Below are 26,374 nucleotides of genomic sequence, written 5' to 3'. Positions count from 1 at the left end.
CTTACATAGTCCCGTCCCGGTATGTTCCGGGAACGGGACTTTTACTTTCAATTACACCAGCCCCGGCGTTATTGGAATGGAATTTGAATACTTTTGCCCATGCGCTTTTTTCTATCGGTCCTTTTTCTTAGTATAACATTCACCGTTACAGCCCGTCAAAAGGTATATGATTTTAATAGCCGCTGCCAGCAAGCCTATGAGGCTATTATGCAGCTGCGTTTAGAGGAGGGTAAAGCCCTGCTGGAAACAGAAAAAAAAGAGCACCCCGATAATCTGATCCCTTACTTCCTGGATAATTACGTTGACTTTTTTCCATTATATTTTAATGAAGACCCGGCGGAGTATAACGCCAAAAAATCACAGCGGGCCGCCCGCCTGTCATTAATGGAGCAGGGGCCTGACAGCTCCCCGTATTACCTGTACACCCAGGCTGCCATTAAGTTCCAGTGGGCCATGATCCGTATTAAGTTCGGGGAAAAATGGGATGCCGCCTGGGAAATACGCAAAGCCTTTATGACGCTGAAAGATAACCAGCGCAAGTTCCCCCGGTTCCCACCCAACACCATGTTGATCAGCGCCATGCAAACCGTGTTCGGCACCATTCCGGATGGTTATAAGTGGATCAGCGGGGTGCTGGGCATGAAAGGCAGCATTAAGCAGGGCATGCAGGATCTGCAGGCGTTTATAGACAGTAATGCCCCCCTGGCCCAGCTGTTTAAACCGGAAGGATATTATTACTACTGTTACCTGAAGCTGTTCATGGAAAGCAACCCGGACGAGCTATGGCAGTTCATACAACAACGGCAGCTGGATACGCGTAATAACTACCTGTTTGCCATTATGGTAGCCAACCTGGCAGTTACCAACCAAAGGGCAGACCTGGGCATTAAAGTGCTGTCCGAACGTAATACCAGCGCCCGTTATGAAACCATGGTGTACCAGGATTATTTAATGGGCCTGCTAAAGCTGGCCCGCCAGGATGAGGATGCGCATGTGTACCTGGAAAAATTCCTGAACAACTTCAAAGGAAAGTTTAATGTAAAAGAAGCCCTGCAGCGCTTAAGCTGGTATTATTATATGCGGGGCAATATGGAAGCCGCCAATAAATACCGCAGCCTCATCTTAACCAGGGGTAATACGGAAGCAGATGGCGATAAACAAGCCCTGAAGGAAGCCAAAAGCGGCAAATGGCCCAATACCTTTTTATTGAAGGTACGCCTGCTGAGCGACGGTGGCTTTTTCAACGATGCGCTGAAGCTGATGCAAACTAAAAAAGCAGCCGACTTTACGCAGATCGAAGAAAAGCTCGAATACGCCTACCGCCTGGGCCGTATTTATGATGAAATGGGGCAGGACGATAAAGCCATATCTATGTATGAGGCCACGGTAAAGGTGGGTACCAGCCGCCCGGAGTACTTTGCCGCCAGGGCCGCCCTGCAAATGGGATATATCTACGAAAAGCGCAACGATAAAGCCAAAGCCCTGCAATGTTACCAGAACTGCCTGAACATGCCCGACCATGATTTTAAAAATTCCCTGGACCAGCGCGCCAAAGCCGGCATCCAGCGGGTAGGAGGCTAAGGAACATATATTACGCAAATACAATTCGTACCCATCCGCTTACTTTGTTCCAGGCTGCGCTTGCAAAGGTGTAGCATACATGTGAGCTATTGGGATTGTGCAAAACTTCTTACTTAAAATTCAGGCATTTCATTTTAATTCGTACCCGTAACGCAAACGCCCTCTATGTTACAGAAACTGACAGTTAAGAATTATGCGATCATTGACCACCTGGAGGTTGATTTCTCCGGCAGCCTGAATATCATCACAGGTGAAACCGGCGCCGGTAAATCTATTCTCATGGGCGCGTTATCATTAATATTAGGAGAGCGGGCCGATCCCGGGGTGCTGTTTGATAAAACCGGTAAATGTGTGGTAGAAGGCGCCTTTAAGGTAAAAAAAGCGCTGGTGGCAGAGTTTTTCCAGCAGCATGAGCTGGACCTGGAAGATGTGCTTATTATACGCCGGGAAGTAAGTGCCAGCGGCAAATCCCGTGCATTTGTGAATGATACGCCGGTAAACCTTTCCCAGCTGGCAGAGCTAAGCGGTTACCTGGTAGACCTGCACCAGCAGTTTGATACCCTGGAGCTGGAAAAAAGCGACTTCCAGCGCCGCGTGGTAGATGCGCTGGTAAATAAGCCGGAAGCCCTGCAGCAGTACCAGCAATCCTGGCAGCGCTACTCCCAGGTACAACGTAAGCTGAAACAGCTGCAGGATCAGCGTGATAGCGCCAACAAAGAGCTGGACTACAACAAGTTCCTGCTGGATGAGCTGGAAGATGCCGCCTTTACAGAGAACGAAATAGAGAACCTGGATGCAGAGCTGCAGGTGCTTACCCATGCAGAGGAGATCAAGAACGCCCTCAACAAAGCCTGTTTCCAGTTAAAGGAAGATGAGCAGCCCATTTTGCAGCAGCTGAAACAGCTGCAATCTGCCCTGCAGGCCATGGCCGGTTATCAGCAGGAGCTGCCTGCCCTGGTAGCCCGTCTGCAATCATCCTACCTGGAGCTGCAGGATGTAGCAGACGAAATAGAACGCATAAACGACAGCATCCAGTACGATGCTGCCCGCATAGAACAGGTGAATGAGAGAACAGCCACCGGTTACCGCCTGCTAAAAAAACATGGCGTGCATACCACTGCCGACCTGTTAAAGATCCGGACCGACCTCTCTGCCCGTGTAGAAAGTGCGCTGAACCTGGATGAGCAGCTGCTGGAGTTGGAAAAGGAACAAGCGTCCTTACAGCAAGCCCTGGAAAAGCTGGCCGCCGGTATCACCACCCTGCGTATGCAGCAGGTGCCGCCTTTTGAGAAAAAGGTAAATGCCCTGCTGGCACAGGTAGGCATGCCCAATGCCCGCTTAAAGGTGAACATTACGCCAGGCGCTTTGCAGGCTAACGGGCAGGATAACATTGAGTTCCTGTTTGATGCCAATAAGAGCGAACAGTTTGCGCCGCTGCGAAAAGTGGCCTCCGGCGGGGAATTAAGCCGTTTAATGTTGTGCATCAAATCACTGGTAGCACAATCCGTAGCTTTACCAACATTAATATTTGACGAGATAGATACCGGTATTTCCGGCGAAGCAGCCCGCCAGGTAGGCGTAATACTCAAAGATCTGGCCCATGCGCACCAGGTGATCTGTATTACCCACCAGCCGCAGATAGCCGGTAAGGCGGATGCGCATTACTTTGTGTATAAGGAAACCAGGAGCGGTAAGGTAACTACCGGTGTGCGCCTGCTTACCACGGAAGAACGTATTAACGCCATTGCACAAATGCTGAGTGGTGAAAAGCCCACTGCTGCTGCATTGGAGAATGCCCGGGAAATGGTAGGGAGTTGAGAGCTGGCCATGGGCCTGGTTAACAAATAACAAATAATGATTTTTAAACTATAACAACTATTTTTGCCGGAAATTAATTTGAACCCAATGGCTCATAACTTATTACAAGGAAAGAAAGGTATCATATTTGGGGCGCTGGATGAGCAATCTCTTGCGTGGAAAACAGCTTTGCGTTGCAAGGAAGAAGGAGCCCAGATCGTGCTGACCAATGCTCCTATAGCGCTGCGCATGGGAGAGATCAAGAAACTGGCTGAAACCTGCAATGCGCCGGTGATCCCGGCCGATGTAACCAATATGGACGATCTCAAAAATCTCTTCACCAAGTCCATGGAGCATTTTGGCGGTAAAGTAGATTTTGTGCTGCATTCCGTAGGTATGGGCATGAATGTGCGTAAAGGCCGGCCTTATACAGACCTGGATTACGACTTCAATCATAAAACGTTTGATATTTCTGCTATGTCCCTGCACCGCGTGCTGCAAACAGCTTACCAGCTGGATGCTATCAGCGACTGGGGTTCAGTGGTAGCGCTTACATACATTGCTGCACAAAGGGTGTTCCCTGATTATAGCGAGATGGCTGATGCCAAAGCCCTGCTGGAATCTATAGCCCGCAGCTTTGGTTACCATTACGGTATCCGCAACAAGGTGCGTATCAATACCGTTTCCCAGTCACCCACCAAAACTACTGCCGGTAGCGGTGTAAAGGGTTTTGACGGGTTTATGGCCTATGCAGAGAAAATGAGCCCCCTGGGCAATGCCACTGCCGACCAATGCGCTAACTACGTGGTAACCCTGTTCTCTGACTTTACCCGCATGGTAACCATGCAGAACCTGTTCCATGACGGTGGTTTCTCCTTTACCGGGGTTTCACTGGCCATAGCAGAGCAAATGGAAAAATAAGCGTAAAGCTCAAAGCATAAAGCGCAAAGCCTGTAGCGGATAGCTGCAGGCTTTGTGCTTTAATAGCTTAAATAGTTTACTCAAGGGGGAATATCAAAAGTATAGGCTGTGGCAAAGGATGGCATAAGCTTAGGGCTGTATGCTTACATTTACCAGCTTTACAGGCATGGGCTTTATGCTTTGGCTTTCAGTGGTGCTTCAGCTAATATTCGTCCTCATTAAAGAAAAAGTCGTCTTGTGACGGATAATCAGACCATATATCCTCTATCCCTTCGTAAATTTCCCCTTCATCCTCCAGCTCCTGTAAGTTCTCTATCACTTCAATGGGTGCACCGGAGCGGATGGCGTAATCAATCAATTCGTCTTTAGTAGCTGGCCAAGGAGCGTCCTCCAAGTATGAAGCTAATTCTAATGTCCAGTACATGTTAGTAAAATTTTTACTGCCTTAAATTTTCGCAAAAGTATTATTTAATTTGAAATAAACAACTATTACTATTTTAACGGTGAATTACTTTTCTTTGAGTATGTTAGTTGCTCGCAATCTTACCAAAAATTATTCCAACTTACAGGTTGTAAAGGGGGTAGACGTTACCGTTAAGCAGGGGGAAATTGTAACCATCGTAGGTTCATCCGGGGCTGGTAAAAGCACTTTGCTCCATCTGCTGGGCACTTTGGATACCCCTACCTCCGGTGAGGTATGGCTGCAGGATGTAAACCTCACTACCCTGAAGGGCAATGCGCTTGCCGATTTCCGTAACCGCAACATTGGCTTTATTTTCCAGTTCCACCACCTGCTGCCGGAATTTACCGCCCTGGAAAATGTGTGCGTACCCGGTTATATTTCCGGCGCCAGAAAGAACCAGGTAAAAGAGCGGGCGCAGTTCCTGCTGGAAACCCTGAACCTCAAGGACCGTATGGATCATAAACCCAACGAGTTATCCGGTGGTGAGCAGCAGCGTGTAGCCGTAGCCCGGGCACTCATTAACACCCCCGCCATTGTAATGGCCGATGAACCCACCGGCAACCTGGATTCCAAGAATGCGCGGGAGCTGCACCAGCTGTTCCTGCAGCTGCGGGACCAGTTCCGGCAAACCTTCATCATCGTTACCCATAACGATGAGCTGGCGCCCTTGAGCGACCGGCAGCTAACTATGAAAGATGGGAAAATAATTTAAACCCTGGGTTTCCAGGTCACTTCCGGAACATTTAGCCGGTGGCCTATCCATCGGGCCAATACAAACAAATAATCGCTCAGGCGGTTGGTATACTGCAATACCAGGGGTTCAATAAACAATCCTTCCTCCTGCATACCCACGCACAGGCGCTCTGCACGGCGGCATACGCAGCGGGCCACATGGCAGGTAGATACGGCTACATGCCCGCCCGGCAGTATAAACGATTTCATCACCGGCAGCTCCTCGTTCATAACATCTATACTTTTTTCCAGCAGCTGCACATCTTCCGCTTTCAGGTCAGGTATGCTCATGCCCGTTTCCTTTTCAGGGTCCGTAGCCAGGGAAGCGCCAATGGTGAACAGGCGGTCCTGTATCTCTTTCAGTAAAGTATTGGTAGCAGCATCGGTAATATGGTCATTTACCAGGCCAATGTAAGAGTTCAGCTCATCCACCGTACCATAGGTTTCAATACGCAGGTGGCTCTTAGGCACTTTAGTGCCGCCTATGAGGGCCGTTTTGCCCTTATCGCCGGTTTTGGTGTATATCTTGGTAGCCATATTAAAATACGGGGAAATGGCCGCTAAAGCGGCACAGGTGATCAGGAAACAGCAGGTCTCAGGTATTTCTCGTTCAGCTTATCGGTTTCAATTAATCCATCGCGTAAGCGAACTACGCGGCGTGCATGGTCCGCAATATCTTCTTCGTGGGTTACCAGCACTACGGTGTTGCCGGAAGCATGAATCTTTCCAAAGATCTCCATGAACCCGACAGAAGTTTTGGAATCCAGGTTACCGGTAGGTTCATCCGCCAATATCAGGGCAGGGTCATTTACCAGGGCGCGGGCAATGGCCACACGCTGGCACTGGCCACCGGAAAGCTCGTTGGGTTTATGTTTATAACGCTCGCCCAGCCCCACTTTTTTAATCACCTCCATCGCCATTTCTTCCCGGGTCTTTTTATTGATGCCGGCATAGATCAGCGGCACCGCCACATTCTCCAGTGCGGAAAGGCGGGGCATCAGGTTAAACTGCTGGAACACAAAGCCTATTTCCTTATTACGTATGCGGGCCAGCTCATTGTCCTCCATGGTGCTAACATCATGTCCGCTCAGTATATATCTGCCGCTGGTAGGGGAGTCCAGGCAGCCCAGTATGTTCATGAGGGTACTTTTACCGGAGCCGGAAGGGCCCATCAGCGCCACATATTCATTTTTCAGAATATCCATGGATATGCCTTTCAGCACCGGCAGCTCATTGCGGCCAATAAAATAACTTTTGCGGATGTTCTCTAAATGGATGACAGAATCAGGTCGCATAGTAATAGGTTATTTCTTAATGACTTTGGGCACTTTAAAATACTGATCGTTGGCAGAGGGAGCGTTCTGCAATCCTTCTTCACGGGTAATGGAAGGCACTACCTTATCCTCGCGGAACACATTATAATTCTCCGTCAGGAACAGCAGGGGTTGTACATTCGCGGTATCCAGCTCATTCAGCTTTTCCACAAAGGTGATCATCCGCTGCAGATCATGCTGGATGCCCGCCCTTTCCTGCTCGCTAAATTCCAGCCTGGCCAGGTTAGCCAGCTGCTGTACCAATGCATCATTTACTTCCATGATCAAATTAAATAAAAAGAAATTGAAATATTATTGTTAAATATGACAGTATCTCAAAATTAGGGATAAATGGGGATTTATTATCTTGCACCCCATTATGGCAACAGGAAAAGAAATCGTAGTAAGTGGCATACGATCAACCGGCTTTTTACATTTAGGCAATTACTTTGGCGCTATCCGCAATTATATCCGGATGCAGGAAGATTATAACTGTTACTTTTTTGTGGCAGACTGGCATTCACTCACCACCCATCCTGATCCCAAAGACCTGAGGGGCAATGTATACCGCGTGCTGTCAGAAAATATAGCCTCCGGCCTGGATCCTGAAAAAGTGGCATTATATGCGCAAAGTGATGTGCCTGAAATTGCAGAGCTGTACCTGTTGCTGAACATGTTAGCCTATAAGGGCGAGCTGGAAAAAGTACCTACTTTTAAAGACAAGGTACGCCTGCAGCCCCAGAACGTAAACGCCGGCCTGTTAACTTACCCGGTGCTCATGAGTGCAGATATCCTGGTGCACCGCGCCATAAAAGTGCCGGTGGGTAAAGACCAGGAGCAGCACCTGGAAATGGCCCGTAACTTTGCACAGCGTTTTAATGCCCGCTACGGGGAATTGTTTCCTGAGCCGGTAGCCTTTAACTTTGGCGATAACCTGGTGCGCATTCAAAGCCTGGATGGCACCGGTAAAATGAGCAAGAGTGAAAATGAAATGGCTACCCTGTACCTGAATGATACCGATGAGCTGATCCGTAAAAAGATCATGAAAGCCAAAACAGACAGTGGCCCTGCAGAACCGGGCGCTCCCATGCCGGAGAGCATAGCTAACCTGTTTACGCTCATGCAGCTGGTAACAGCGCCGGAAGTGGTAAAAAGTTTTGAGAATGCTTACCAGGATCAGAGTATCCGTTACGGGGATATGAAAAAGCAGCTGGCAGAAGATATGGTGAACTTTATGGCCCCCATCCGTGAAAAGGCGCAAGCCCTGCAGCAAGACCCTGCCTACCTGCAAAAGATCTTAAGGACCGGCGCTGAAAAAGCAAGAGCAAGCGCGGCACAAACTTTGCAGGCAGCAAGGAAATTAATTGGGATCAATTACTATTAACCGCTGATGATCTTTCTACACTTACCACAATAAAAGCATGGCAAAACTTAACAAGATCAAACACATTGCAGTAGCCGGTAATATCGGCGCCGGCAAAACCACCCTTACTGAAGCTTTAGCCAAACATTACAAATGGACGCCCCAGTTTGAAGATGTGGAACATAACCCTTACCTGAACGATTTTTATGAAGACATGCCACGCTGGTCTTTTAACCTGCAGGTATATTTTCTGCATGGCCGTTTAAAACAGCTCCTGGAAATACAGAACGGAAAAGACACTGTTATACAGGACCGCACCATTTATGAGGATGCGCACATTTTTGCACCCAACCTGTATGAAATGGGCCTCATGACCAAACGCGATTTTGATAACTATTTCAACTTTTTTGAAACATTGAAATCGATGGTTAAACCGCCGGACCTGCTCATTTATTTACACGCCTCCGTACCCACGTTGGTAGCGCAGATCCAGAAGCGCGGCCGCGAGTATGAAGAGAACATCCGCCTGGATTACCTGAAACGATTAAACGAATATTATAACAACTGGATAGAAAAGTATAAAGAAGGCCCCCTGCTGATAGTAGATATTGATAAGAACAAATTTCCCGATAGCGAGGAAGACCTGGGCGAGATCATTTCCCGCATAGATTCCCAGCTGTACGGATTATTCTAAACATTGTAACGTGTAGTCAGCAAACACAATTTTTTTTATTTTTTACTTTTTACTTTATTTTCGCCCCTCTCTCTTAGTTGCATCTCTCCCTCAGAATTATTGTCATCAACCAACCATGTATAAATGAGAAAGCTCATTGTAACCGTTGTTTGCACCTGGGGTATATCCTTATTGAAAGCCCAATCCGTTTGGTTACCCGTAGGTCCGCAGCAGGCGGGCGGTACGTACAGCACACAGTTCCAGCATGTATTTACCGCCCTGCATAACCAGGCCGCCCTGGCGCATATTTCCACCGTTTCCGCAGGCGTATATGCTGAGCGCCGTTTTATGTTGGATGCTACCAGCTTGTATGTTATGGCAGTAGCCATTCCCACATCATCCGGCACATTCGGTTTATCTGTTCAGCATTTTGGCTTTGATGCCTTTAGCCAGCAAAAGTTAGGCCTGGCCTATGGCCGTACCTTAGGCAGTAAGGTAAGCATCGGCATCCAGGCCGATTACCTGGCCGCATCTATCCGGCAATATGGCCGCGCCAGCACTGTTACTTTTGAAGCAGGTTGTTTGCTGCACATTACCCCGCAGCTGCATGCCGGTATCCATGCTTTTAACCCCGCCGCACGGCAGCTGTACAAAGCCGGTGCGCAGGATATTCCGGTGGTATACAGCGCAGGCCTGGGTTACGAGGTATCTGGCAGTTTATTATTCAGTGCAGAAGTGATCCGGGAAACAGACCGTCCCATGATCACCCGTGTAATGGGCGAGTACCGCATCATCCCCCAATTATCACTGCAGCTGGGCATTGCCACAGATCCGCAGCTGAGCGGCGGGGGCATTAGCTTCAGCTGGCAATCGCTGCGTATATTCCTTTCCGGTAGTTATCATCCGCAATTAGGTATTACGCCCGCAGCAGCTCTTATCTGGCAACTAAAGAAAAAAGAAACACTGCTATGAAAAGCTACCGCATCATTCTGGCAGGCTGCCTGTTACTGGGCGCCTGCGGGCAGGGGTATGCCCAGTCAGCAGAAACCTTATCTGCCGCAGGGGAAGAGCAGCTGGAGAATAGCACCATTATACCGGAAGATGATACCCGCTGGCAACAGCTCAATGCTTACACCCGGCACAAGATGGACCTGAACCTGGCAGATGCTGCAGCGTTGCGCTCCCTGGGTTTGTTAACCCCTTTGCAGATCAATAGCCTGCTGGCCTACCGCCGTTTATTGGGAAAATTAATAAGCATTTATGAGCTGCAGGCCGTACCCGGTTTTGATGAAGGGCTTATAAACCGCATACTGCCCTATATCACTGTAGATGCTGGTTTGCAGCCATCTTACGCCCTGCGCGATTACCTGCATAAAGGGGAGCATGCCCTGTTACTCCGTTATGGCCGGCAGCTGGAATTACCGCGTGGTTACGCGCATACAGATAGTACTGCTGCACATTACGGCGGCTCGCCGGATCAGCTGCTGCTGCGTTACCGCTATAACTTTCCTCGTTATGCCAGCTGGGGCCTGGTAATGGAAAAAGATGCAGGTGAGCAATTCTTCAAAGGCGCACAAAAACAGGGCTTTGATTTTTACAGCACCCACCTGTTCATCCGCAATTACAAACACATTAAAGCCCTGGCCCTGGGCGATTTTACGGTGAATATGGGGCAGGGGCTCATCAACTGGCAATCGCTGGCATTTGGTAAAAGCCCCGTAGTGTTACAGGTGAAGCGGGAAGGGGAGGTGCTGAACCCATATGCCTCCACTGGTGAGTTCTATTTCTTCCGCGGCGCGGGTATTACGCTGCAGCAGCGCGCCTGGCAGCTAACCGCTTTTGTATCGCTCCGCAAGCTGGATGGAAATCTTTTTGAAAGCGATACCTTGGAAGCCGCATCCTACATCAGCTCTTTTGTTACTACCGGCTATCATCGTACTGCGCTGGAAGCCGCTAAGCGGGGTGCTTTGCAGCAGCGCTCTGCTGGCGGAAATATCGTATATGATAATGGTAACTGGCGTATAGGTTTGAATGTTATACAGCATAAATTCTCCGCCCCGCTGCAAAAAAATGAGCAGCCGTATAACCTGTTTGCACCGGAGGGCGACCGGTTCTTTAATGCCAGCATTGATTACAGCGGCACCTGGAAAAATGTGCATGCCTTCGGTGAAACAGCTGTAGATGCAGGCGGCCACCTGGCTACGGTAAATGGTATCCTGGCCGGCATACACCCAAAGGCAGATGTAGCTTTATTATACCGCTCGTACCACCGCGCCTACCAGTCATTATACAGTAATGCTTTTGGTAACAACTACCGCCCTGCCAATGAAAGCGGCTGGTACGCGGCCATTACCCTGCGTTTAACCCCGCAGCTGAAAATGGAAGCTTATGCGGACCTGTATCGTTTCCCCTGGCTCAAATACCGGGTGAACAGGCCGGGCGCCAATGGCCGGGAGCTGTTAATGAGCCTTACCTATACGCCGGATAAGCAAACAGAAGCATTTATCCGTTACAGCCATAAAACCGGCTGGGAGAACAGTGCGGGCAGTAATAATTATATAACCCCGGTAGCACCGCTAACACGGCGTAGCTGGCGCTGCCAGGTAAGCATGCCTTTAGGCGGGCCCTGGAAGCTGCGCAGCCGGGTAGAGCTGAACCATTATACAAAGAACAGTGATAAACAGCAGGGCTGGTTATGTTTCCAGGAATTGCAGTACCGCTTTCCTACGCTGCCACTACGGCTTTCCGGCCGCCTTACCTGGTTTAGCGCCAGCGGTAGTGGCAGCACTTTGTACGCAATAGAAAGTAATATGCTGTATAGTAATAGTGTAATGCAGCTGAATGGGGATGGCTGGCAGTATAATATTAATATAAGGTGGGGCATTACAAAACGTATAGCCGTTTGGTTACGCTGGAACCAGGTAATGTACCGGAATGCAGCCACTCTTGGCAGCGGGTGGGATGAAGTAAGCGGAAAGCAGAAAAGTACCATTCAGTTGCAGGCGCAACAGTTGTTTTAACGCTGAAAGGGACCCAAAATGTTAAAGTGTAAAAAATACACAACATCATTATTTAAGCTTACTTTTTTGATAATGAACCTTAATATGAATTAAAAATTAAAATATCCTTAATCATTTGTTAATTTTTACTTGTCTAGTAGTGGTTTTTTTATCTAAATTGTGGGCCGTGTCAACCAAAATCTAAATCGTTAATTAATGAAAAAGACGTTACTCTTTTTCACCATGCTTATGGTGATTGTAACGCTGGCATTCGCTCAACAACGCCAGGTTACAGGTAAGGTAACAGGAAGCGATGGCGCTCCTATACCGTTTGCAACAGTACAAATCAAGGGGACTAACACAGGAACTACCACAGATCAAGACGGAAACTTTAAGCTCAATGCCACCGGCAGTGACTTGGTTTTAGTGATCAGAAGCGTAGGTTACACCTCCCAGGACTTAAAAGTGGGTGCAGGCAGCCAGGCAAATGCCGTGCTGCAAACCAGCAATGAAAGTCTGCAGGAAGTAGTGGTAACAGCTTTGGGTGTTCAGAGAAAAAAGAACGAGCTGCCTTACTCCGCACAAACAGTGGTAGGTGAAGACCTGGTAAAAGCCAGGGAATCTAACATCGCCAACTCCCTGTCCGGTAAAGTATCCGGTTTGGAAGTACGCCGTAATAACAGCTTAGGTGGTTCCACCAACGTAGTATTACGTGGTAACAAATCCTTATCCGGTAATAGCCAGGCGCTGTTCATTGTAGATGGAGTGCCTATTGATAACTCCAATACCAACACCGCTGATCAGCAAAGTGGCCGCGCCGGTTATGATTACGGTAACGCTGCTGCAGATATCAACCCGGATGATATTGAATCTGTGAACGTGCTGAAAGGTGCCGCTGCATCTGCACTGTACGGTTCACGCGCTTCCAATGGTGTGATCATGATCACCACCAAAAAAGGCAGAAGAGGTTTGGGTGTAACTATCAACTCTGGTGTAACCATCGGTAAGGTAGATCCCAGCACTTTTGCAAAATATCAGAACAAGTATGGCGCTGGTTATGGTGCGTACTATGCTTCACCCGATGGTTACTTTAACTATCAGGATGTGAATGGCGATGGCGTAAAGGACCTGATTGTTCCCACTACAGAAGATGCTTCCCATGGTGCACCGTTTGATCCGAGCTTAGATGTATATGGCTGGTATTCTTTTGACCCGGGTAATCCCTTCTACGGAAAGGCACGCCCCTGGGTAGCTGCAGCCAATGATCCTACCAAATTCTTCCAGACCGCTGTTTCCACTGTGAACAGCATTATGATAGATGGCGGTGGCGATCAGGGTTACTTTAAGCTGGGTTATACCAAGAACATTGATAAAGGCCTGTTGCCGAACAGCAGCATTAAAAAAGACCAGATCAACTTCGGCGCTTCTTATAACATCACACCCAAATTAACAGCCAGTGGATCTATCAATACCACTATATTGTCAGGTCTGGGCCGTTATGGTACCGGTTATGATTCCAAGAACCTGATGACCAACATGCGTCAGTGGTGGGAAACCAACGTGGATGTATATGAGCAGCGCGATGCTTATTTCCGCAATAAAACAAACGCAACCTGGAACCAGGCAACTGTAGGGGCTACCAACCCTATTTACTGGGATAACCCGTACTGGACCCGTTACGAGAATTACGAAAATGATAGCCGTACCCGTTATTTCGGTAACGTAATGCTGAACTATAAAATAACAGATTGGGTAGATGTTATGGGCCGTGTATCAATGGATACCTATAACGCTCAGCAGGAAGAAAGGATCGCCATCGGTAGTATCGATCCTTCAGAATATTCCAGGTACAACCGTTCTTTCAGTGAGTTTAACTATGATCTGATGCTCAACTTCCACAAGAAACTGAGCAACGATTTTAACCTGGGTGGTATCCTGGGTGGTAACGTAAGAAGAACGCATGTAACATCTATCGATGCTAAAACAAACGGTGGTCTGCTTATTCCCCGCCTGTATGCATTGCTGAACACAGCTAACCCGCTGGAAGCGCCTATTGAATCAGATTCAACTGAAGAAGTAGATGGTATTTTTGCCGCCGCTAACCTGGCCTACAAGGAGATGCTGTTCCTGGATGTAACTGCCAGAAGAGATAAATCCTCCACTTTACCGAAAGAGAACAACACCTACTATTATCCTTCTGTTTCATTAGGATTCCTGTTCTCTAAGCTGATCCACAACACACCCTGGTTGTCTTATGCCAAAGCAAGAGCCAACTATGCAGAAGTGGGTGCTTCAGCTCCTGGTTTATATACAAGGAATTATTATGACGTACCAACCGGTATAGATGGTGTGCCGCTGGCATCAGTAAATAATACCAAATACAATCCTAACCTGAAGCCGGAACGTACCAAAAGCTGGGAAGTCGGTCTGGAAGCTGCTTTTCTGGAAAACCGCGTAGGGTTTGATGTAACGTATTATAATACAAGATCCACCAACCAGATCGTAAAAATGCCGGTTTCAAGAGCTACCGGTTATGACTATAAAGTAGTGAACGCCGGTGAGATCCAGAATAAGGGTATAGAAGTATCCGTGTACGGTACACCGGTTAAAACACCATCTTTCTCCTGGACTATTAATGCTAACTGGTCAAGGAATCGCAACAAGGTAAATTCCTTACCTGAAGGCGTACAGAACCTGCAATTGAACCCTGCCAACATGCAGGGCGGTATTTCTATTAATGCTGCCTTGGGTCAGCCTTATGGTACCATTCGCGGTTCCAACTATGTGTATAATGAAAAAGGTGAGAAGCTGGTGGATGCTTTGGGGCACTACGAAGTAACCGCTACTTCCAATTCAGTGATTGGTAACGTAAATCCTGACTGGATTGGTGGTATCACCAATACCCTGAAGTACAAAGATCTGTCTTTGAGCTTCCTGGTAGATATGCGTCAGGGTGGTGATGTATTCTCACTGGATATGTACTACGGCCTGGCTACAGGTATCTTGCCTGAAACTGCCGGTACCAACGACTTAGGCAACCCGGTACGTTCTCCTATTGCTAACGGTGGTGGTGTGATCGTAAAAGGCGTAACCGCAGATGGTAAACCCAATACAACCCGCGCCAGCGCAACTAACTACGGTATCTATGGTTATCGCTATAACCCGGCTGCTGCTTTCGTATATGATGCCAGCTACATTAAGCTGAGAGAAGTATCACTTACTTACTCCCTGCCAAGAGGCGTGGTATCCAGGATACATCCCATCAAAGGTGTGGACTTCTCTCTGATAGGAAGGAACTTGTGGATCATTCATAAAAACCTGCCTTATGCTGATCCTGAAGAAGGTATGAGTTCCGGTAACGTTCAGGGCTACCAGTCAGGTGCCTACCCAACTGCCAGAACATTTGGTTTTAATGCTAAAGTGCGGTTCTAAAAAACTATTTAAACATGAAGAAGCTAACATTATCATACATAACGCTGGCATTTGCAATGGTGCTCACTGCATCCTGCACAAAGAATCTTACAGATCTGAACCAGAACTCTAAGAAACCGGCTGCCGTAGTGGCGCCCACCCTGTTTGCCAACGCAGAGCTTAATATCACGAATGCGCTGACCAGCACCAACGTGAACGTAAACATTTTCCGCCTGCTGGCGCAATACTGGACAGAAACCACCTACCCGGATGAAAGCCAGTATGACCTGAGCACCCGTAACATTCCGCAGGAGTTCTGGCACAGGCTGTACCGCGATGTGCTGACTGACCTGAACGAAGCTAAAAAGGTAATAAATGAAGATGCTACCCTGGATGCTGCGGTGAAAAAGAACCAGCTGGCACAGATCGAGATAGTAACTATCTATACTTACAACGTAATACTGAACACTTTTGGCAATATCCCTTACACCGATGCAATGGATATTGACAACCTTTCTCCCAAGTACGACGATGCAAAAACCGTGTACCTGGATCTGCTGGCAAGGCTGGATGCAGCTAACGCTAACCTGGATCCGGCTGCTGCAAGTTTTGGCGCCAGCGACATCCTGTACAAAGGAGATGTAGCAGGCTGGAAGAAAATGGCGAGCTCACTGAAAATGCGTATGTGGATGGTGCTTGCAGACGACGAACCTGCAAAAGCTAAAGCAGGCATTGAGCAGGCTTCTGCCACTGCATTTACATCAGCAGCAGATAACGCCTCTTTCCAGTACTCCACTGTACCACCGAACACTAACCCGCTGTGGGTTGATCTGGTGCAGAGCGGCCGTTTGGACTTCGTAGGCGCCAATACCCTGGTAGATACCATGAACGCACTGAGCGATCCCAGAAGACCTTTCTTCTTTGGCGAAGCAGCAGGCGGTGGTTTCAAAGGCGGTATCTATGGTACCAGCAATGATTACAGCGCATTTTCACCGGTAGGTGACCTGCTGCGTAAAAAAGATTACCCCTCCATTTGGATTGATTATACTGAAGTGGAGTTCCTGCGTGCAGAAGCAATTGAAAGAGGCATGACCGGTGTTGCCGGTACTGCCGCTACGCACTACACCAATGCAGTTACTGCTTCCATTATTTCATGGGGTGGTACTGATGCCGAAGCAGCCACTTACCTGGCGCAGCCTGAAGTTGCTTATGCTACTGCTACCGGCGGTTACAAAGGCAAAATAGGCGTACAGAAATGGCTGGCATTATATAACCGTGGTTTTGAAGCCTGGACGGAATGGAGAAGGCTGGATTTCCCCAAACTGGTTAAACCGGAAGAAGCACAGTCTGAAATTCCCCTGCGTTACCCTTACCCGGTAAGTGAGCAAAACCTGAACCAGACGAATTATGACGCTGCTGCCAAAGCCATTGGCGGTGATGTAGTAACTACCAAATTGTTCTGGGATAAGTTCTAAACAAAAACATTTTTAAGAATAACAGATAGCCAGGCAGTTGAAAAACTGCCTGGCTTTTTTTATGGCCGTTCATTGCTAATCTCAACTAATCTTTCTATATTGATAGTACTTGTAACCCATACCTGATAAGTACCCTATTGCCCTCACACTTAAACCAAAAAAAAGTATGTTACATTCCTCAAAAAGCCTGATCAGTAGCCTGATTGCAGTATTATTGATGTTTAGTACCGCCTGTAAAAAAAGCATTGACTCCTCCACCGGTGAAAAAGTATCCAGCGAAGTTTTGCAAAAGATCTATGACATGGGTTTTAATATTTCCGCTGTAAAAAAAGTGCCGGAAGGTTATGTGGTGGAAGGTGATATTTTACTAAAACCTGAACAATTAGGCGTAAACAACCATTCACCCTGGATAAAGATGGGGGAAACAGAGCAGTACAGGACCAATAACACAGTAAGCGCCGTTGCATCCTCACCGCGAACCATTACATTGTCTATCACTGGCTTGTCGTCCGACTATACTACAGCGCTGGATAATGCCATTGCACGGTACAATGCATTAAACCTGCGCCTTATTTTTCAGCGTGTAAGCGGTAGTGCCGATATATCTGTTGTAAGTGCCTCACTGGGTGGTCCCCTGGGGCGCTCCGGTTTTCCCAGTGGTGGCAATCCTTATAATACGCTACAGCTGGATCCCGCAGCTATAGGTGGTTTTCCGGATATTAATAATCTAACCACCATCATTGCCCATGAATTAGGCCACTGTATTGGTTTCCGCCATACAGATTATATGAACCGTTCTTACAGCGGCTGCCTGGTAGATGCTTCGCATCCTAATAATGAAGGCGCCGGCAGCGATGGCGCTGTTTTAATATTTGCTACACCCTCTAGTCCGGACCCGGATTCCTGGATGCTGGCATGTGTAGGCCCTTTTGATAACCGTCCTTTTACCTTCCGTGATATTGTGGCACTACGCTACTTGTACGGGATCCCGTCACCTTCCTGTGGAGATGATAGCCAGCGGCTGATCAATGGCGTTTGTCAAACCTCCGGCCGCTACATTATCAGCACGGAATATGATGATTTCCATGACAGGTGTACGATCTCGTATTACTATATGTGGAGCAATGGGGAAGTTTCCAGCGCTCATACTTCACGGGAACCCGGCCAGTGCCCTTGATCGCTTATAAAATATGTACACATTACCCTCCACAAAAAAAGAGGCTTCATTTGAAGCCTCTTTTTTTACTTTTGTACCCTCAAACCTACCAAATATGGATAATCAGCAAGAAGAGCAGACGCAGTTGAATATAGAATTGAGCGAGGAAATAGCAGAGGGTGTGTACGCCAACCTGGCCGTAATAACACATTCCAATGCTGAATTTGTGGTGGATTTTATTAATGTAATGCCTGGTTTACCAAAGGCTAAGGTGAAGTCCCGGATCATTTTAACCCCCCAGCATGCCAAACGTTTTATGAAAGCGTTGCAGGATAATGTAAAGAAATATGAATCTGTACACGGCGCCATACAGGATCAGGACCCTGTATCCATGCCCATGAATTTTGGCGGTCCCACCGCGCAGGCCTGATCATTAGCACTGATACAAAAGCATGAACCATATTTTTTCCTATCAGCATTTAAGGGAATTTACCCACGAGGTATTTACCCGCATGGGTTGCTCTTTACAGCATGCAGAAACAGCAAGTGAAGTACTCCTGTCTGCCGACCTCCGGGGCGTAGATTCCCATGGGGTGGCCCGTCTTAGCGGTTACGTACGTTTGTGGGAAGCCGGCCGCATTAATACCCGCCCGGATGTGCATATTGTGCACGAAACACCCAGCACTGCCGTGGTAGATGGGGATAGCGGCCTGGGCCTGGTAGTGGCGCCTTTTGCCATGGAAGTGGCCTTGCAGAAAGCCGCCGCAGTAGGCAGCGGCTGGGTGAGCGTAAAAAATTCCAACCACTTTGGTATAGCCGGTTACCATGCCATGATGGCCCTGGAAAGGGATATGATCGGTATGGCCATGACCAATGCCAGCCCCCTGGTAGCACCCACTTTTGCCAAAGAGCGTATGCTGGGCACCAATCCCATAGCAGTAGCCATTCCGGCCAATGAGCAGCCGGCCTTTATAGCAGATTTTGCTACCACTACCGCTGCCAACGGCAAACTGGAAATATTACAGCGTAAGAACCTGGAGGCGCCGGAAGGGTGGATCCAGGATAAGGAAGGCGCCACCAGCACCAACCCGCATGAGCTGCGCAGCGGCGGCGCATTGCTGCCCCTGGGCGGCGACCGTGAGCATGGCAGCCATAAAGGTTATTGTTTGGGCGCAATTGTTGACATATTTTCGGCCGTTCTTTCAGGAGCCAATTACGGTCCCTGGGCGCCGCCATTCGTAAGCTTTTTACCATTATCACCGGATCCGGTAGGGCAGGGCCTGGGCCATTTCTTTGGCGCCATGCGGGTAGATGCCTTCCGCCCGGCAGATGAGTTTAAGGCCAATATGGATAAATGGATCGGCCGTTTCCGGGCAGCAGAGCCGGTACAAGGGCAGCAGGTGCTGATACCAGGCGACCCGGAGCGGGAAATGGAAAAGGAGAGAAGGGTGCAGGGCATTCCGGTTTTAGAGCCCGTGATAAAGGATCTGGAGGAAGTGGCAGCCCGGTTTAAAATAAAATTTGCTTAGCAACAACAAACACAAATACATCTAAAAGACAACTCTCACAACATGAAAGTTTTAAAATTTGGCGGCACCTCTGTGGGAAAGCCGGAACGTATGCATGCCGTGGCTCAATTGATAACGGCAGACAACGATCCAAAGATTGTGGTGTTATCTGCATTGTCCGGTACTACCAATGCATTGGTAGAAATAGGACAATCACTGGCAGAAGGGAATAAGGCACAGGCTAAACAGCAGATCGATAAGCTGGAAAAGCATTACCGTACCTTTTGTAATGAGCTGCTGAAGCAGGAAGGTCCCCGTGCCAAAGCCAAAGAAATTGTGGATGAGCATTTTGAATTTCTGACCATTATTCTCAAAATATCTTTCAATGAAGCGCTGAACAAGGATATCCTGGCCCAGGGTGAGCTATTGAGCACAAAGCTGTTCAATGTATACCTGGAAGAAGCCGGTGTGCAGGCCGTACTGGTGCCCGCCCTGGATTTCATGAGCATTGATGAATTTGAGGAGCCGGAGATCCCCAAGATCAAGATCCGCCTGGGTAACCTGATCGATAAACAAAAGGACCAGCGCATCTTTATTACACAGGGATACATTTGCCGCAATGCAAAAGGCGAGGTAGATAACCTGAAACGTGGTGGCAGCGATTATTCCGCCTCCTTGATCGGAGCTGCTATTCAGGCCAGTGAAGTACAGATCTGGACGGATATTGACGGTATGCACAACAATGATCCGCGCGTAGTAAAGAAAACCTTCCCCATTGAGCAGCTGTCTTTTGATGAAGCTGCGGAGCTGGCATACTTTGGCGCTAAAATATTGCACCCGGCCTCCATATGGCCGGCGCAGCATTTTAACATCCCGGTAAAGCTGCTGAACACTATGCAGCCGGAAGCCAAAGGCACAATTATTACTGAAATGCCTAATGGCGATGGAGTAAAGGCGATTGCTGCCAAAGACGGTATTATTGCTATTAAGATCAAATCCAGCCGTATGCTGCTGGCTTATGGTTTTTTGAGAAAGCTGTTTGAGATCTTTGAGAAGTACCGTACACCTATAGATATGATCACTACTTCAGAAGTAGCGGTGTCTATTACGATTGATAATACCCAGCATATAGATCAGATCCTGAAAGAGCTGCAGCCCTTTGGCACTGTGGAGCTGGATCACCATCAAACCATTGTATCTATTGTAGGGAATGAAGTAGCGGCCACGCCTTCTATCCTGAAAAAGTTATTTGAGGCGCTGAATGAGATCCCGCTGCGTATGATCTCCTATGGCGGCAGCCGGCATAATATTTCCATACTGGTAGGTGGCCAGCACAAGGAAAGAACATTGCAGCTGCTGAATAAAGGATTGTTCAACTTAGAATAGTATCCATACAAATATTAAATGTGCAAATGAGATCTCTTCGGGATCTTTCATTTGCACATTTGCATTTCTGCGTATTTGCATTATCTCTTCGCTTCTTTCAGCCGCTGGTCAAATACAAAAGGCTGCTGGCTGGTTACATACACGCCTTCTGCTTCCGGGTGCAGTGGGTTTACCAGGTAGTTGAACTCCTCCGGTATCACTACAGATGGAATTTTCAATACCGGGTATTTACCTTCTTCTAACCACGCATCACCTACTTTTTGCAGCTCCGGGAAAGGGGCGAGGGATTGCCAGCCGGAAGGCAGCTCTTTACGGGTAATGGTTTTAACCGGCATCTTATCCGGTATAAGAATAGTAGCAATACAAAAATCCTGAACAATATTCTTTAATGGTACATGCACCAGTACTTCCAGTGCGGAGAGGGCGCGGCTGCCTGCAGTGTACAATACCGGATGACCTTTGCTGTTCCAGCGTCCGCCATAGAGGCGGGCGCCAACACCATTCAGATCAGTAATGTACATGCATTTGCTGATACGATAGACTTCCATTCAATAGGGTGTGGTTATGCAAAAATGCCGTGTGCTATTTTGCCAAGTTCATCTTCGATGAGCTGGAAACCAAAGGTAGTATCTAAAAGGGAAATAGGAGGTTGGTAATTGAACGCAGGTAATGGAGTACGCATCCATTCCTTAAAATTTTCCAGGTCGCCAAATACAAAGGTACCGTGCTGGTACAGTTGAGAGAGTAGTATGGCCCTTTCGGAAGTATCTGCAGAAAGTTTTTCATCATCTGCATAGCGTTGCAATGTTCTTTCAGAAATGTGCAGCACGCGCGCCACTTCTGACAATGAAAATGAAAGCTGCTGACTCAGGTTCATAAGCGCCTTTTTAATGATGCCATCCCTGGAAAGCTGTATAAACTCAAAATACCCCCGGCCTGCCCCATAAGGCACGGCGGCTTCCTGCACTACCATTAAGGTTTGTTCCTGTACCTGGTACTCGATGTTTTTGTGCGGTTTCATGCTCCAACGTCATTTGTCACAAATTTACGGCTTTTTGTCTGGTTAAAAAATTTTTATCCTCAAAATACCCAATTTTCCGCATATAACTGATTTCCAATAATATAACATCGTATTCTTTGGTAACCCTGCCTTCCAGGATATAAAAACCGCTCTTCTGCAAGGGATATTGCCGGAAGCTTTCCGGGAAATGCACGGTATCCAGGAAGGCCTGTTCCCGGTCTAAAAAGGTTCCAAAACACATAGGCGCACCCTGGGAGGTATTAATATGTTTGGTAGTTACCAGGTAGCCTAGCACCCGCACGGTTTCTCCCAGCCTTGTGGCCATTTCCCGCACGGTCACATACTGGCTTTGATCATGTTCCAGCACGCTGAACGGGGAGCACAGCGGAAATCCCAGCAGCGCTATTTCATCAAAAGCATCTTCATGTGCATGGTAAGCCAGCTGCGGCAGCTTACAATCCGGCGTCGGCTCATAGAACAGGGGTAATACATGATCTGCGTTCGGATCTTTACTCCTAAGCAGTAGGCTGCTTTTCCATAACAGCTCTTTTTTCGTGTAGCCGGTAAAGTTAAAGGCGCCTATCCGTATCAGTATATCCAGCTGTTCCGGCGGGGGCTGCATACGTTCTGTAAAATCATCCAGGCTGGCATAAGGCCCGTATTGGCTCCGTTCTGCCAGCATGCGGTTTATCCAGGCTTCTTCCAGCCCTTCTACATGAATAAAGCCGGTATATACTTCTTCACCTGTAATGCGGGTAGGGTAGCTGCTGTTATTAATGCAGGGCGCATGAATAGTAACACCGGTTTTTTGCAGCTCCCTGAAATACAGCTCCCGGTTATAAAAGCCGCCAAAGTTATTGATCACCGCTACCATAAACTCCGCAGGAAAATAAGTTTTCAGGAACAGGCTTTGGTAGCTTTCAACTGCATAGGTGGCGGAATGCGCTTTGGAAAATGAAAAGCTGGTAAAGCTGGCTATTTGCCGCCATAGCTCTTTTGTTACTTCTATAGGGCGGTTCATCCGTGCGCTGTTGGAAAAGAACTGCTCCTGCAATTTCAAAAAGGCATCCGGCCCACGGTACTTACCGGCCATACTGCGGCGTATAATATCGGCATCTGCCAGGTCCATGTCAGCATAGGCATGTATAAGCTTAATTACATCTTCCTGGTACACCATAATACCAAAGGTTTCCGACAGCACCTCTTCAATAACAGGGTGCAGGTAGATGACCTTATCCTTATTCCTGAAATTCTCCACATACTGCCGCATCATGCCGGATTGCGCTACACCCGGGCGTATGATGGAGCTGGCTGCCACCAGCGTTAAATAATCATCACATTCCAGCTTTTTCAGCAGCTGCCGCATGCCCGGGGACTCTATGTAAAAGCAGCCAATGGTGTTCACTGTCCGCAGCTGCCTTTTCACATTTTCATCTGCAGTAAAATCTTTAATGGCGTGTATATCTATCTCTACGCCTTTATTGGCTTTAATAATATCCAGCGAATCGCGTATATGCCCCAGCCCGCGCTGGCTTAGTATATCAAACTTATACAGGCCAATGGCTTCTGCCTGCAGCATGTCCATTTGGGCAGTACAAAATCCTTTGGGCGGCAAATGGGTGGCGCAGTATTGATGAATAGGCGCATTGCTGATAAGAATACCGCCGGCATGTATGCTCAGGTGGTTGGGAAAAGCCTTGCCGTCTTTGGTCATAAGGCTGCAGAAGCCCAGGATCTTTTGCTGTATGCTGTCTTCATCCAGCTTAAGCTCAAAAGGGGTATCCAATATGCGGTCTATTTCCTTTTTAGGCAGGCCGTATACTTTACCCAGCTCACGTATAATTGCATTTTCCTGGAAGGTAGCTACGGTGCCTAACAAGGCCGTGTATTCGCCGCCGTGCTTTTTAAATACATGTTTGATCACCTCATCGCGGTCGCGCCAGGAAAAGTCAATATCAAAATCCGGGGGCGAGCTGCGGTATGGATTTAAGAAACGTTCAAAGTACAGGTTCAGCGCAATGGGGTCTACATCTGTGATGCGCAGGCAATAGGCAATAATGGAATTGGCGCCGCTGCCCCGGCCTACATAGAAAAAGCCCTGGCTTTGTGCATAGCTGATAATATCATGGGTGATCAGGAAGTAAGCATTAAAATTTTGATCTTCTATGATCTTCAGCTCTTTTTCAATACGGAATTTTGCCTCTGCATTATCAGCGCCATAACGGTCATGCATGCCTTTATAAGCCAGCTCCCGCAGCTTATCCCGGTCTGCTGCTGCGCTGCCGTACAAATATTTTTTATTACGCTGCACTTTAAAATCAAAATGCAGCTCACAGGCTTCCATGATCTGCAGCGTGTTCTGTACTATGTGCGGGTATTGTTCATAGTGCTCCAGCAGGTCGGCGGGCAATAACCAGCATTCATCGGGTAAGGCGGTGGTAGCGGGGGGCAGCTGGGTGATGAGGATGTTCTGATCTACTGCCCGCAGCACACGGTGCAGCTCATAATGTTCCGCATCCTGGAAAGTAACGGGGTGTAAGATCACCAGCTTGTGCTTATACTTTAGCGTATCTACCCTGAATAGCTTATTCACTTCACGGGGGCGTATGCCTATCAGCTCGTGTGCGGCCAGCTGATCCGGCGCACAAGCGCCCCAGGCGTATATAACAAAGGTGCCGGGCAAAACCGGCGCCCGGTCCGGGAAAGGTATTTCGTTTTGCAGGTGCTCAGATAAAAAGCGGTTAATATGGAACCAGCCTTCCATATTGCGGGCCAGCAGAATGTATTTGAATGTATGCGTATTCCTGCATTCCAGGCCAATAATAGGTTTTATATCTTTTGCATGGCATTCCTTTACAAAGGTCCATACATCGGCGGTCATATTAATGTTGGTAAGGGCCAGGCTGGTAATGCCCATGTTGCGGGCAGTGGTTACCAGGTCTTTAGTGCTAATGGTACCATAGCGCAGGCTGAAATAGGTTTTACAGTTCAGGTACATAGCTCAGCGTTTTTGATAGGGCATTATGTTCCGCAGGTGGCTATCTGTTTTTTTACCGGGTGCTGCTACATTGGTGCCTTTCATTAAATATTGCCACCCAAAACGGTTTTTGATATGATCTATGGCCTGGTATAAGGCAATCATTTCCTGCGTATCATCAAATAAGCTGATCTGGTAATTTCCCTGTACCAGGTGGCTGAAACGTATGCCTATCAGGCGTACCAGCAGGCGGCGGTCATACAGGCGCTGGAACAGCTCTTTTACTTTTTCCAGCAAAATATGATCGCTGCAGGTGTAGGGAATGGTCATTTGTTTGGTAACGGTTTCAAAATCAGAGTAACGGATCTTAATAGTTACGCAGCCGGTGAGCTTATCCTGCTGGCGCAGCTCAAAGGCTATTTTCTCTGTCATACGCACCAGCTCTGCATGCAGGAATTGCATGTCAATGGTATCGGCCCGGAATGTATTTTCTGTAGAAATAGATTTTTGTTCATGGTAAGGGATCACCGGCGATTCATCAATGCCATTGGCTTTATTCCAGAGGGCAATACCGTTTTTGCCCAGCCAGGCTTCCAGCAGGGGAATGGGTATTTCACTCAGGGTCCTCACATTTTCCACGCCGCGCCGGTGCAGCTGGGCAGCGGTTTCCTTACCTACCATGGGCAGCTTTTCTACCGGCATAGGCGCCAGGAAGGCTTTTTCCCCGCCAAAAAGCACCTGCATTTTCCCGTTTGGTTTGGCTTCATTAGTGGCTACCTTGGATACCATTTTGTTGGAGGCCATGCCCAGGGAAATAGGCAGCCCGGCTTCCTTCATGATCTTTTCACGCAGCTCAATGGTCCATTGCAGGGAGCCAAAGTATTTATCCATGCCGGTAAGGTCCAGGTAAAATTCATCGATGGAGGATTTTTCATACAGGGGTGCATTGTTTGCAATGATCTCAGTTACCTCTTTTGATTTTTCACTGTAAGCTTCCATATCGCCGCTTAATACAATGGCGTGGGGGCAAAGCTTTAAGGCTGTTTTCATGGGCATGGCGGAGTGTATGCCAAATCGCCGTGCTTCGTAGCTGCAGGCGGCTACCACGCCCCGGTCGCTATGCCCGCCTACTAATAATGGTTTGCCTTTTAATGTACTGTTCTTCTGCACCTCTACGGATACAAAAAAGCAATCCAGGTCAAAATGCGCTATAGATCTTTGCTGTAAAGAGATCATGTTGAATGCTTAATGCGGAACGCTAAACGCTAAACGCTGAAATGCTTAACGCTTAATACCTATCGTTAAATAAATGCCGGATGCCATTAGTAAAATGCTTAAGCCCTAAAGCCTAATGCTAAACGCTGAATGCCTTAATTCCTTAATACTTATCGTTCAAAAAATGCCTGATACAAATGCCGGATACTTAACATAACGCCCTGTGCAAAACATAAGCAGCATTCGGCATTCAGCATATATCCAAATGTACTAATATTTTTAGTAAAACTAACTTAATTAGTAATTCATTAACTAAACATATTTGGCCTGATTGGTGTAATATTTATAGTGAGGAGAATGAAAGGATTGAGGAAGCTGATCGG

The 26,374-nt window shown here is 47.9% G+C and carries 22 protein-coding genes; 14 read left to right on the top strand and 8 right to left on the bottom strand.

Annotation, left to right across the window (positions count from 1 at the left end):
• Positions 1-99: 99 nt before the first annotated feature.
• The 3 genes from KVT36_RS01820 (at position 100) to KVT36_RS01810 (ending at position 4,299) form a co-directional block, all read left to right on the top strand.
• Positions 100-1,581, top strand: a complete 1,482-nt coding sequence (locus KVT36_RS01820) for a lipopolysaccharide assembly protein LapB (protein WP_217601788.1) — start codon at positions 100-102, stop codon at positions 1,579-1,581.
• 165 nt (positions 1,582-1,746) lie between these two features.
• On the top strand, positions 1,747-3,399 hold the full coding sequence (gene recN, locus KVT36_RS01815) for a DNA repair protein RecN (RefSeq protein WP_217601787.1): 1,653 nt from the start codon (positions 1,747-1,749) through the stop codon (positions 3,397-3,399).
• Positions 3,400-3,486: 87 nt separating this feature from the next.
• Positions 3,487-4,299: an enoyl-ACP reductase gene (locus KVT36_RS01810; protein ID WP_217601786.1), complete on the top strand. Its 813-nt coding sequence runs from the start codon at positions 3,487-3,489 to the stop codon at positions 4,297-4,299.
• A 202-nt stretch (positions 4,300-4,501) separates the two neighbouring features.
• Here the strand turns inward: KVT36_RS01810 and KVT36_RS01805 are convergent, their stop codons facing one another.
• Positions 4,502-4,693, bottom strand: a complete 192-nt coding sequence (locus tag KVT36_RS01805; RefSeq protein WP_255859860.1) for a DUF2795 domain-containing protein — start codon at positions 4,691-4,693, stop codon at positions 4,502-4,504.
• A 130-nt stretch (positions 4,694-4,823) separates the two neighbouring features.
• Between KVT36_RS01805 and KVT36_RS01800 the strand changes: the two genes are divergently transcribed.
• The gene (locus tag KVT36_RS01800) at positions 4,824-5,474 is read left to right on the top strand and encodes an ABC transporter ATP-binding protein (RefSeq protein ID WP_217601785.1); all 651 of its coding nucleotides are present in this window, start codon (positions 4,824-4,826) and stop codon (positions 5,472-5,474) included.
• Here the strand turns inward: KVT36_RS01800 and KVT36_RS01795 are convergent.
• The 3 genes from KVT36_RS01795 to gatC are packed head-to-tail and all read right to left on the bottom strand — an operon-like array spanning position 5,471 to position 7,089.
• Positions 5,471-6,031: a cob(I)yrinic acid a,c-diamide adenosyltransferase gene (locus tag KVT36_RS01795; RefSeq protein WP_217601784.1), complete on the bottom strand. Its 561-nt coding sequence runs from the start codon at positions 6,029-6,031 to the stop codon at positions 5,471-5,473. The genes KVT36_RS01800 and KVT36_RS01795 overlap by 4 nt on opposite strands.
• 41 nt (positions 6,032-6,072) lie before the next feature.
• Entirely contained in the window at positions 6,073-6,789 is a 717-nt protein-coding gene (locus KVT36_RS01790) for an ABC transporter ATP-binding protein (protein ID WP_217601783.1), read from the bottom strand.
• A gap of 9 nt (positions 6,790-6,798) precedes the next feature.
• Positions 6,799-7,089 carry an Asp-tRNA(Asn)/Glu-tRNA(Gln) amidotransferase subunit GatC gene (gene gatC, locus KVT36_RS01785; RefSeq protein WP_217601782.1) on the bottom strand — a complete coding sequence of 97 codons (291 nt, stop codon included), beginning with the start codon at positions 7,087-7,089 and terminating at the stop codon, positions 6,799-6,801.
• A 97-nt stretch (positions 7,090-7,186) separates the two neighbouring features.
• Here gatC and trpS point away from each other — a divergent pair, with 97 nt between their 5' ends.
• The 10 genes from trpS to KVT36_RS01735 all read left to right on the top strand — a co-directional run bounded on the left by trpS (position 7,187) and on the right by KVT36_RS01735 (position 20,778).
• Complete coding sequence (gene trpS, locus KVT36_RS01780; protein WP_217601781.1) at positions 7,187-8,191, top strand: tryptophan--tRNA ligase; 1,005 nt, start codon at positions 7,187-7,189, stop codon at positions 8,189-8,191.
• 37 nt (positions 8,192-8,228) lie between these two features.
• Complete coding sequence (locus KVT36_RS01775) at positions 8,229-8,864, top strand: deoxynucleoside kinase (protein ID WP_089917667.1); 636 nt, start codon at positions 8,229-8,231, stop codon at positions 8,862-8,864.
• A 123-nt stretch (positions 8,865-8,987) separates the two neighbouring features.
• Positions 8,988-9,815, top strand: coding sequence for a hypothetical protein (locus KVT36_RS01770; protein ID WP_217601780.1), 828 nt, complete (start codon positions 8,988-8,990; stop codon positions 9,813-9,815).
• Positions 9,812-11,863, top strand: coding sequence for a helix-hairpin-helix domain-containing protein (locus KVT36_RS01765; RefSeq protein ID WP_217601779.1), 2,052 nt, complete (start codon positions 9,812-9,814; stop codon positions 11,861-11,863). The genes KVT36_RS01770 and KVT36_RS01765 overlap by 4 nt, the downstream gene beginning before the upstream one ends.
• Before the next feature lie 195 nt (positions 11,864-12,058).
• Entirely contained in the window at positions 12,059-15,274 is a 3,216-nt protein-coding gene (locus tag KVT36_RS01760) for a SusC/RagA family TonB-linked outer membrane protein (protein ID WP_217601778.1), read from the top strand.
• Positions 15,275-15,288: 14 nt separating this feature from the next.
• The gene (locus tag KVT36_RS01755; protein WP_254639789.1) at positions 15,289-16,728 is read left to right on the top strand and encodes a SusD/RagB family nutrient-binding outer membrane lipoprotein; all 1,440 of its coding nucleotides are present in this window, start codon (positions 15,289-15,291) and stop codon (positions 16,726-16,728) included.
• A 166-nt stretch (positions 16,729-16,894) separates the two neighbouring features.
• Complete coding sequence (locus KVT36_RS01750; RefSeq protein WP_217601777.1) at positions 16,895-17,905, top strand: M57 family metalloprotease; 1,011 nt, start codon at positions 16,895-16,897, stop codon at positions 17,903-17,905.
• 94 nt (positions 17,906-17,999) lie between these two features.
• Positions 18,000-18,314 (top strand): DUF3467 domain-containing protein, encoded by a 315-nt coding sequence (locus tag KVT36_RS01745; RefSeq protein WP_089917848.1) that lies wholly within the window; start codon positions 18,000-18,002, stop codon positions 18,312-18,314.
• 22 nt (positions 18,315-18,336) lie between these two features.
• Positions 18,337-19,413: an Ldh family oxidoreductase gene (locus KVT36_RS01740; protein ID WP_217601776.1), complete on the top strand. Its 1,077-nt coding sequence runs from the start codon at positions 18,337-18,339 to the stop codon at positions 19,411-19,413.
• Between the two features lie 42 nt (positions 19,414-19,455).
• The gene (locus tag KVT36_RS01735) at positions 19,456-20,778 is read left to right on the top strand and encodes an aspartate kinase (RefSeq protein WP_217601775.1); all 1,323 of its coding nucleotides are present in this window, start codon (positions 19,456-19,458) and stop codon (positions 20,776-20,778) included.
• Between the two features lie 80 nt (positions 20,779-20,858).
• Here KVT36_RS01735 and KVT36_RS01730 read toward each other — a convergent pair whose 3' ends face one another.
• The 4 genes from KVT36_RS01730 to dinB are packed head-to-tail and all read right to left on the bottom strand — an operon-like array spanning position 20,859 to position 26,012.
• Positions 20,859-21,326: an RES family NAD+ phosphorylase gene (locus KVT36_RS01730; RefSeq protein ID WP_217601774.1), complete on the bottom strand. Its 468-nt coding sequence runs from the start codon at positions 21,324-21,326 to the stop codon at positions 20,859-20,861.
• 14 nt (positions 21,327-21,340) lie between these two features.
• Entirely contained in the window at positions 21,341-21,799 is a 459-nt protein-coding gene (locus tag KVT36_RS01725) for an antitoxin Xre/MbcA/ParS toxin-binding domain-containing protein (protein WP_217601773.1), read from the bottom strand.
• 16 nt (positions 21,800-21,815) lie between these two features.
• Positions 21,816-24,797 carry a DNA polymerase III subunit alpha gene (locus KVT36_RS01720; protein ID WP_217601772.1) on the bottom strand — a complete coding sequence of 994 codons (2,982 nt, stop codon included), beginning with the start codon at positions 24,795-24,797 and terminating at the stop codon, positions 21,816-21,818.
• Positions 24,798-24,800: 3 nt separating this feature from the next.
• A complete protein-coding gene (gene dinB, locus KVT36_RS01715; RefSeq protein ID WP_217601771.1) occupies positions 24,801-26,012 on the bottom strand; it encodes a DNA polymerase IV in 1,212 nt (403 codons plus the stop codon).
• Between the last annotated feature and the right edge of the window lie 362 nt (positions 26,013-26,374).

Origin of the sequence: Chitinophaga sp. GbtcB8, assembly GCF_019091455.1 — a bacterium.
Classification (GTDB): Bacteria; Bacteroidota; Bacteroidia; order Chitinophagales; family Chitinophagaceae; genus Chitinophaga.
Note: the sequence above shows the minus strand (reverse complement) of the source record. Positions and strands in the feature narration are given on the sequence as shown.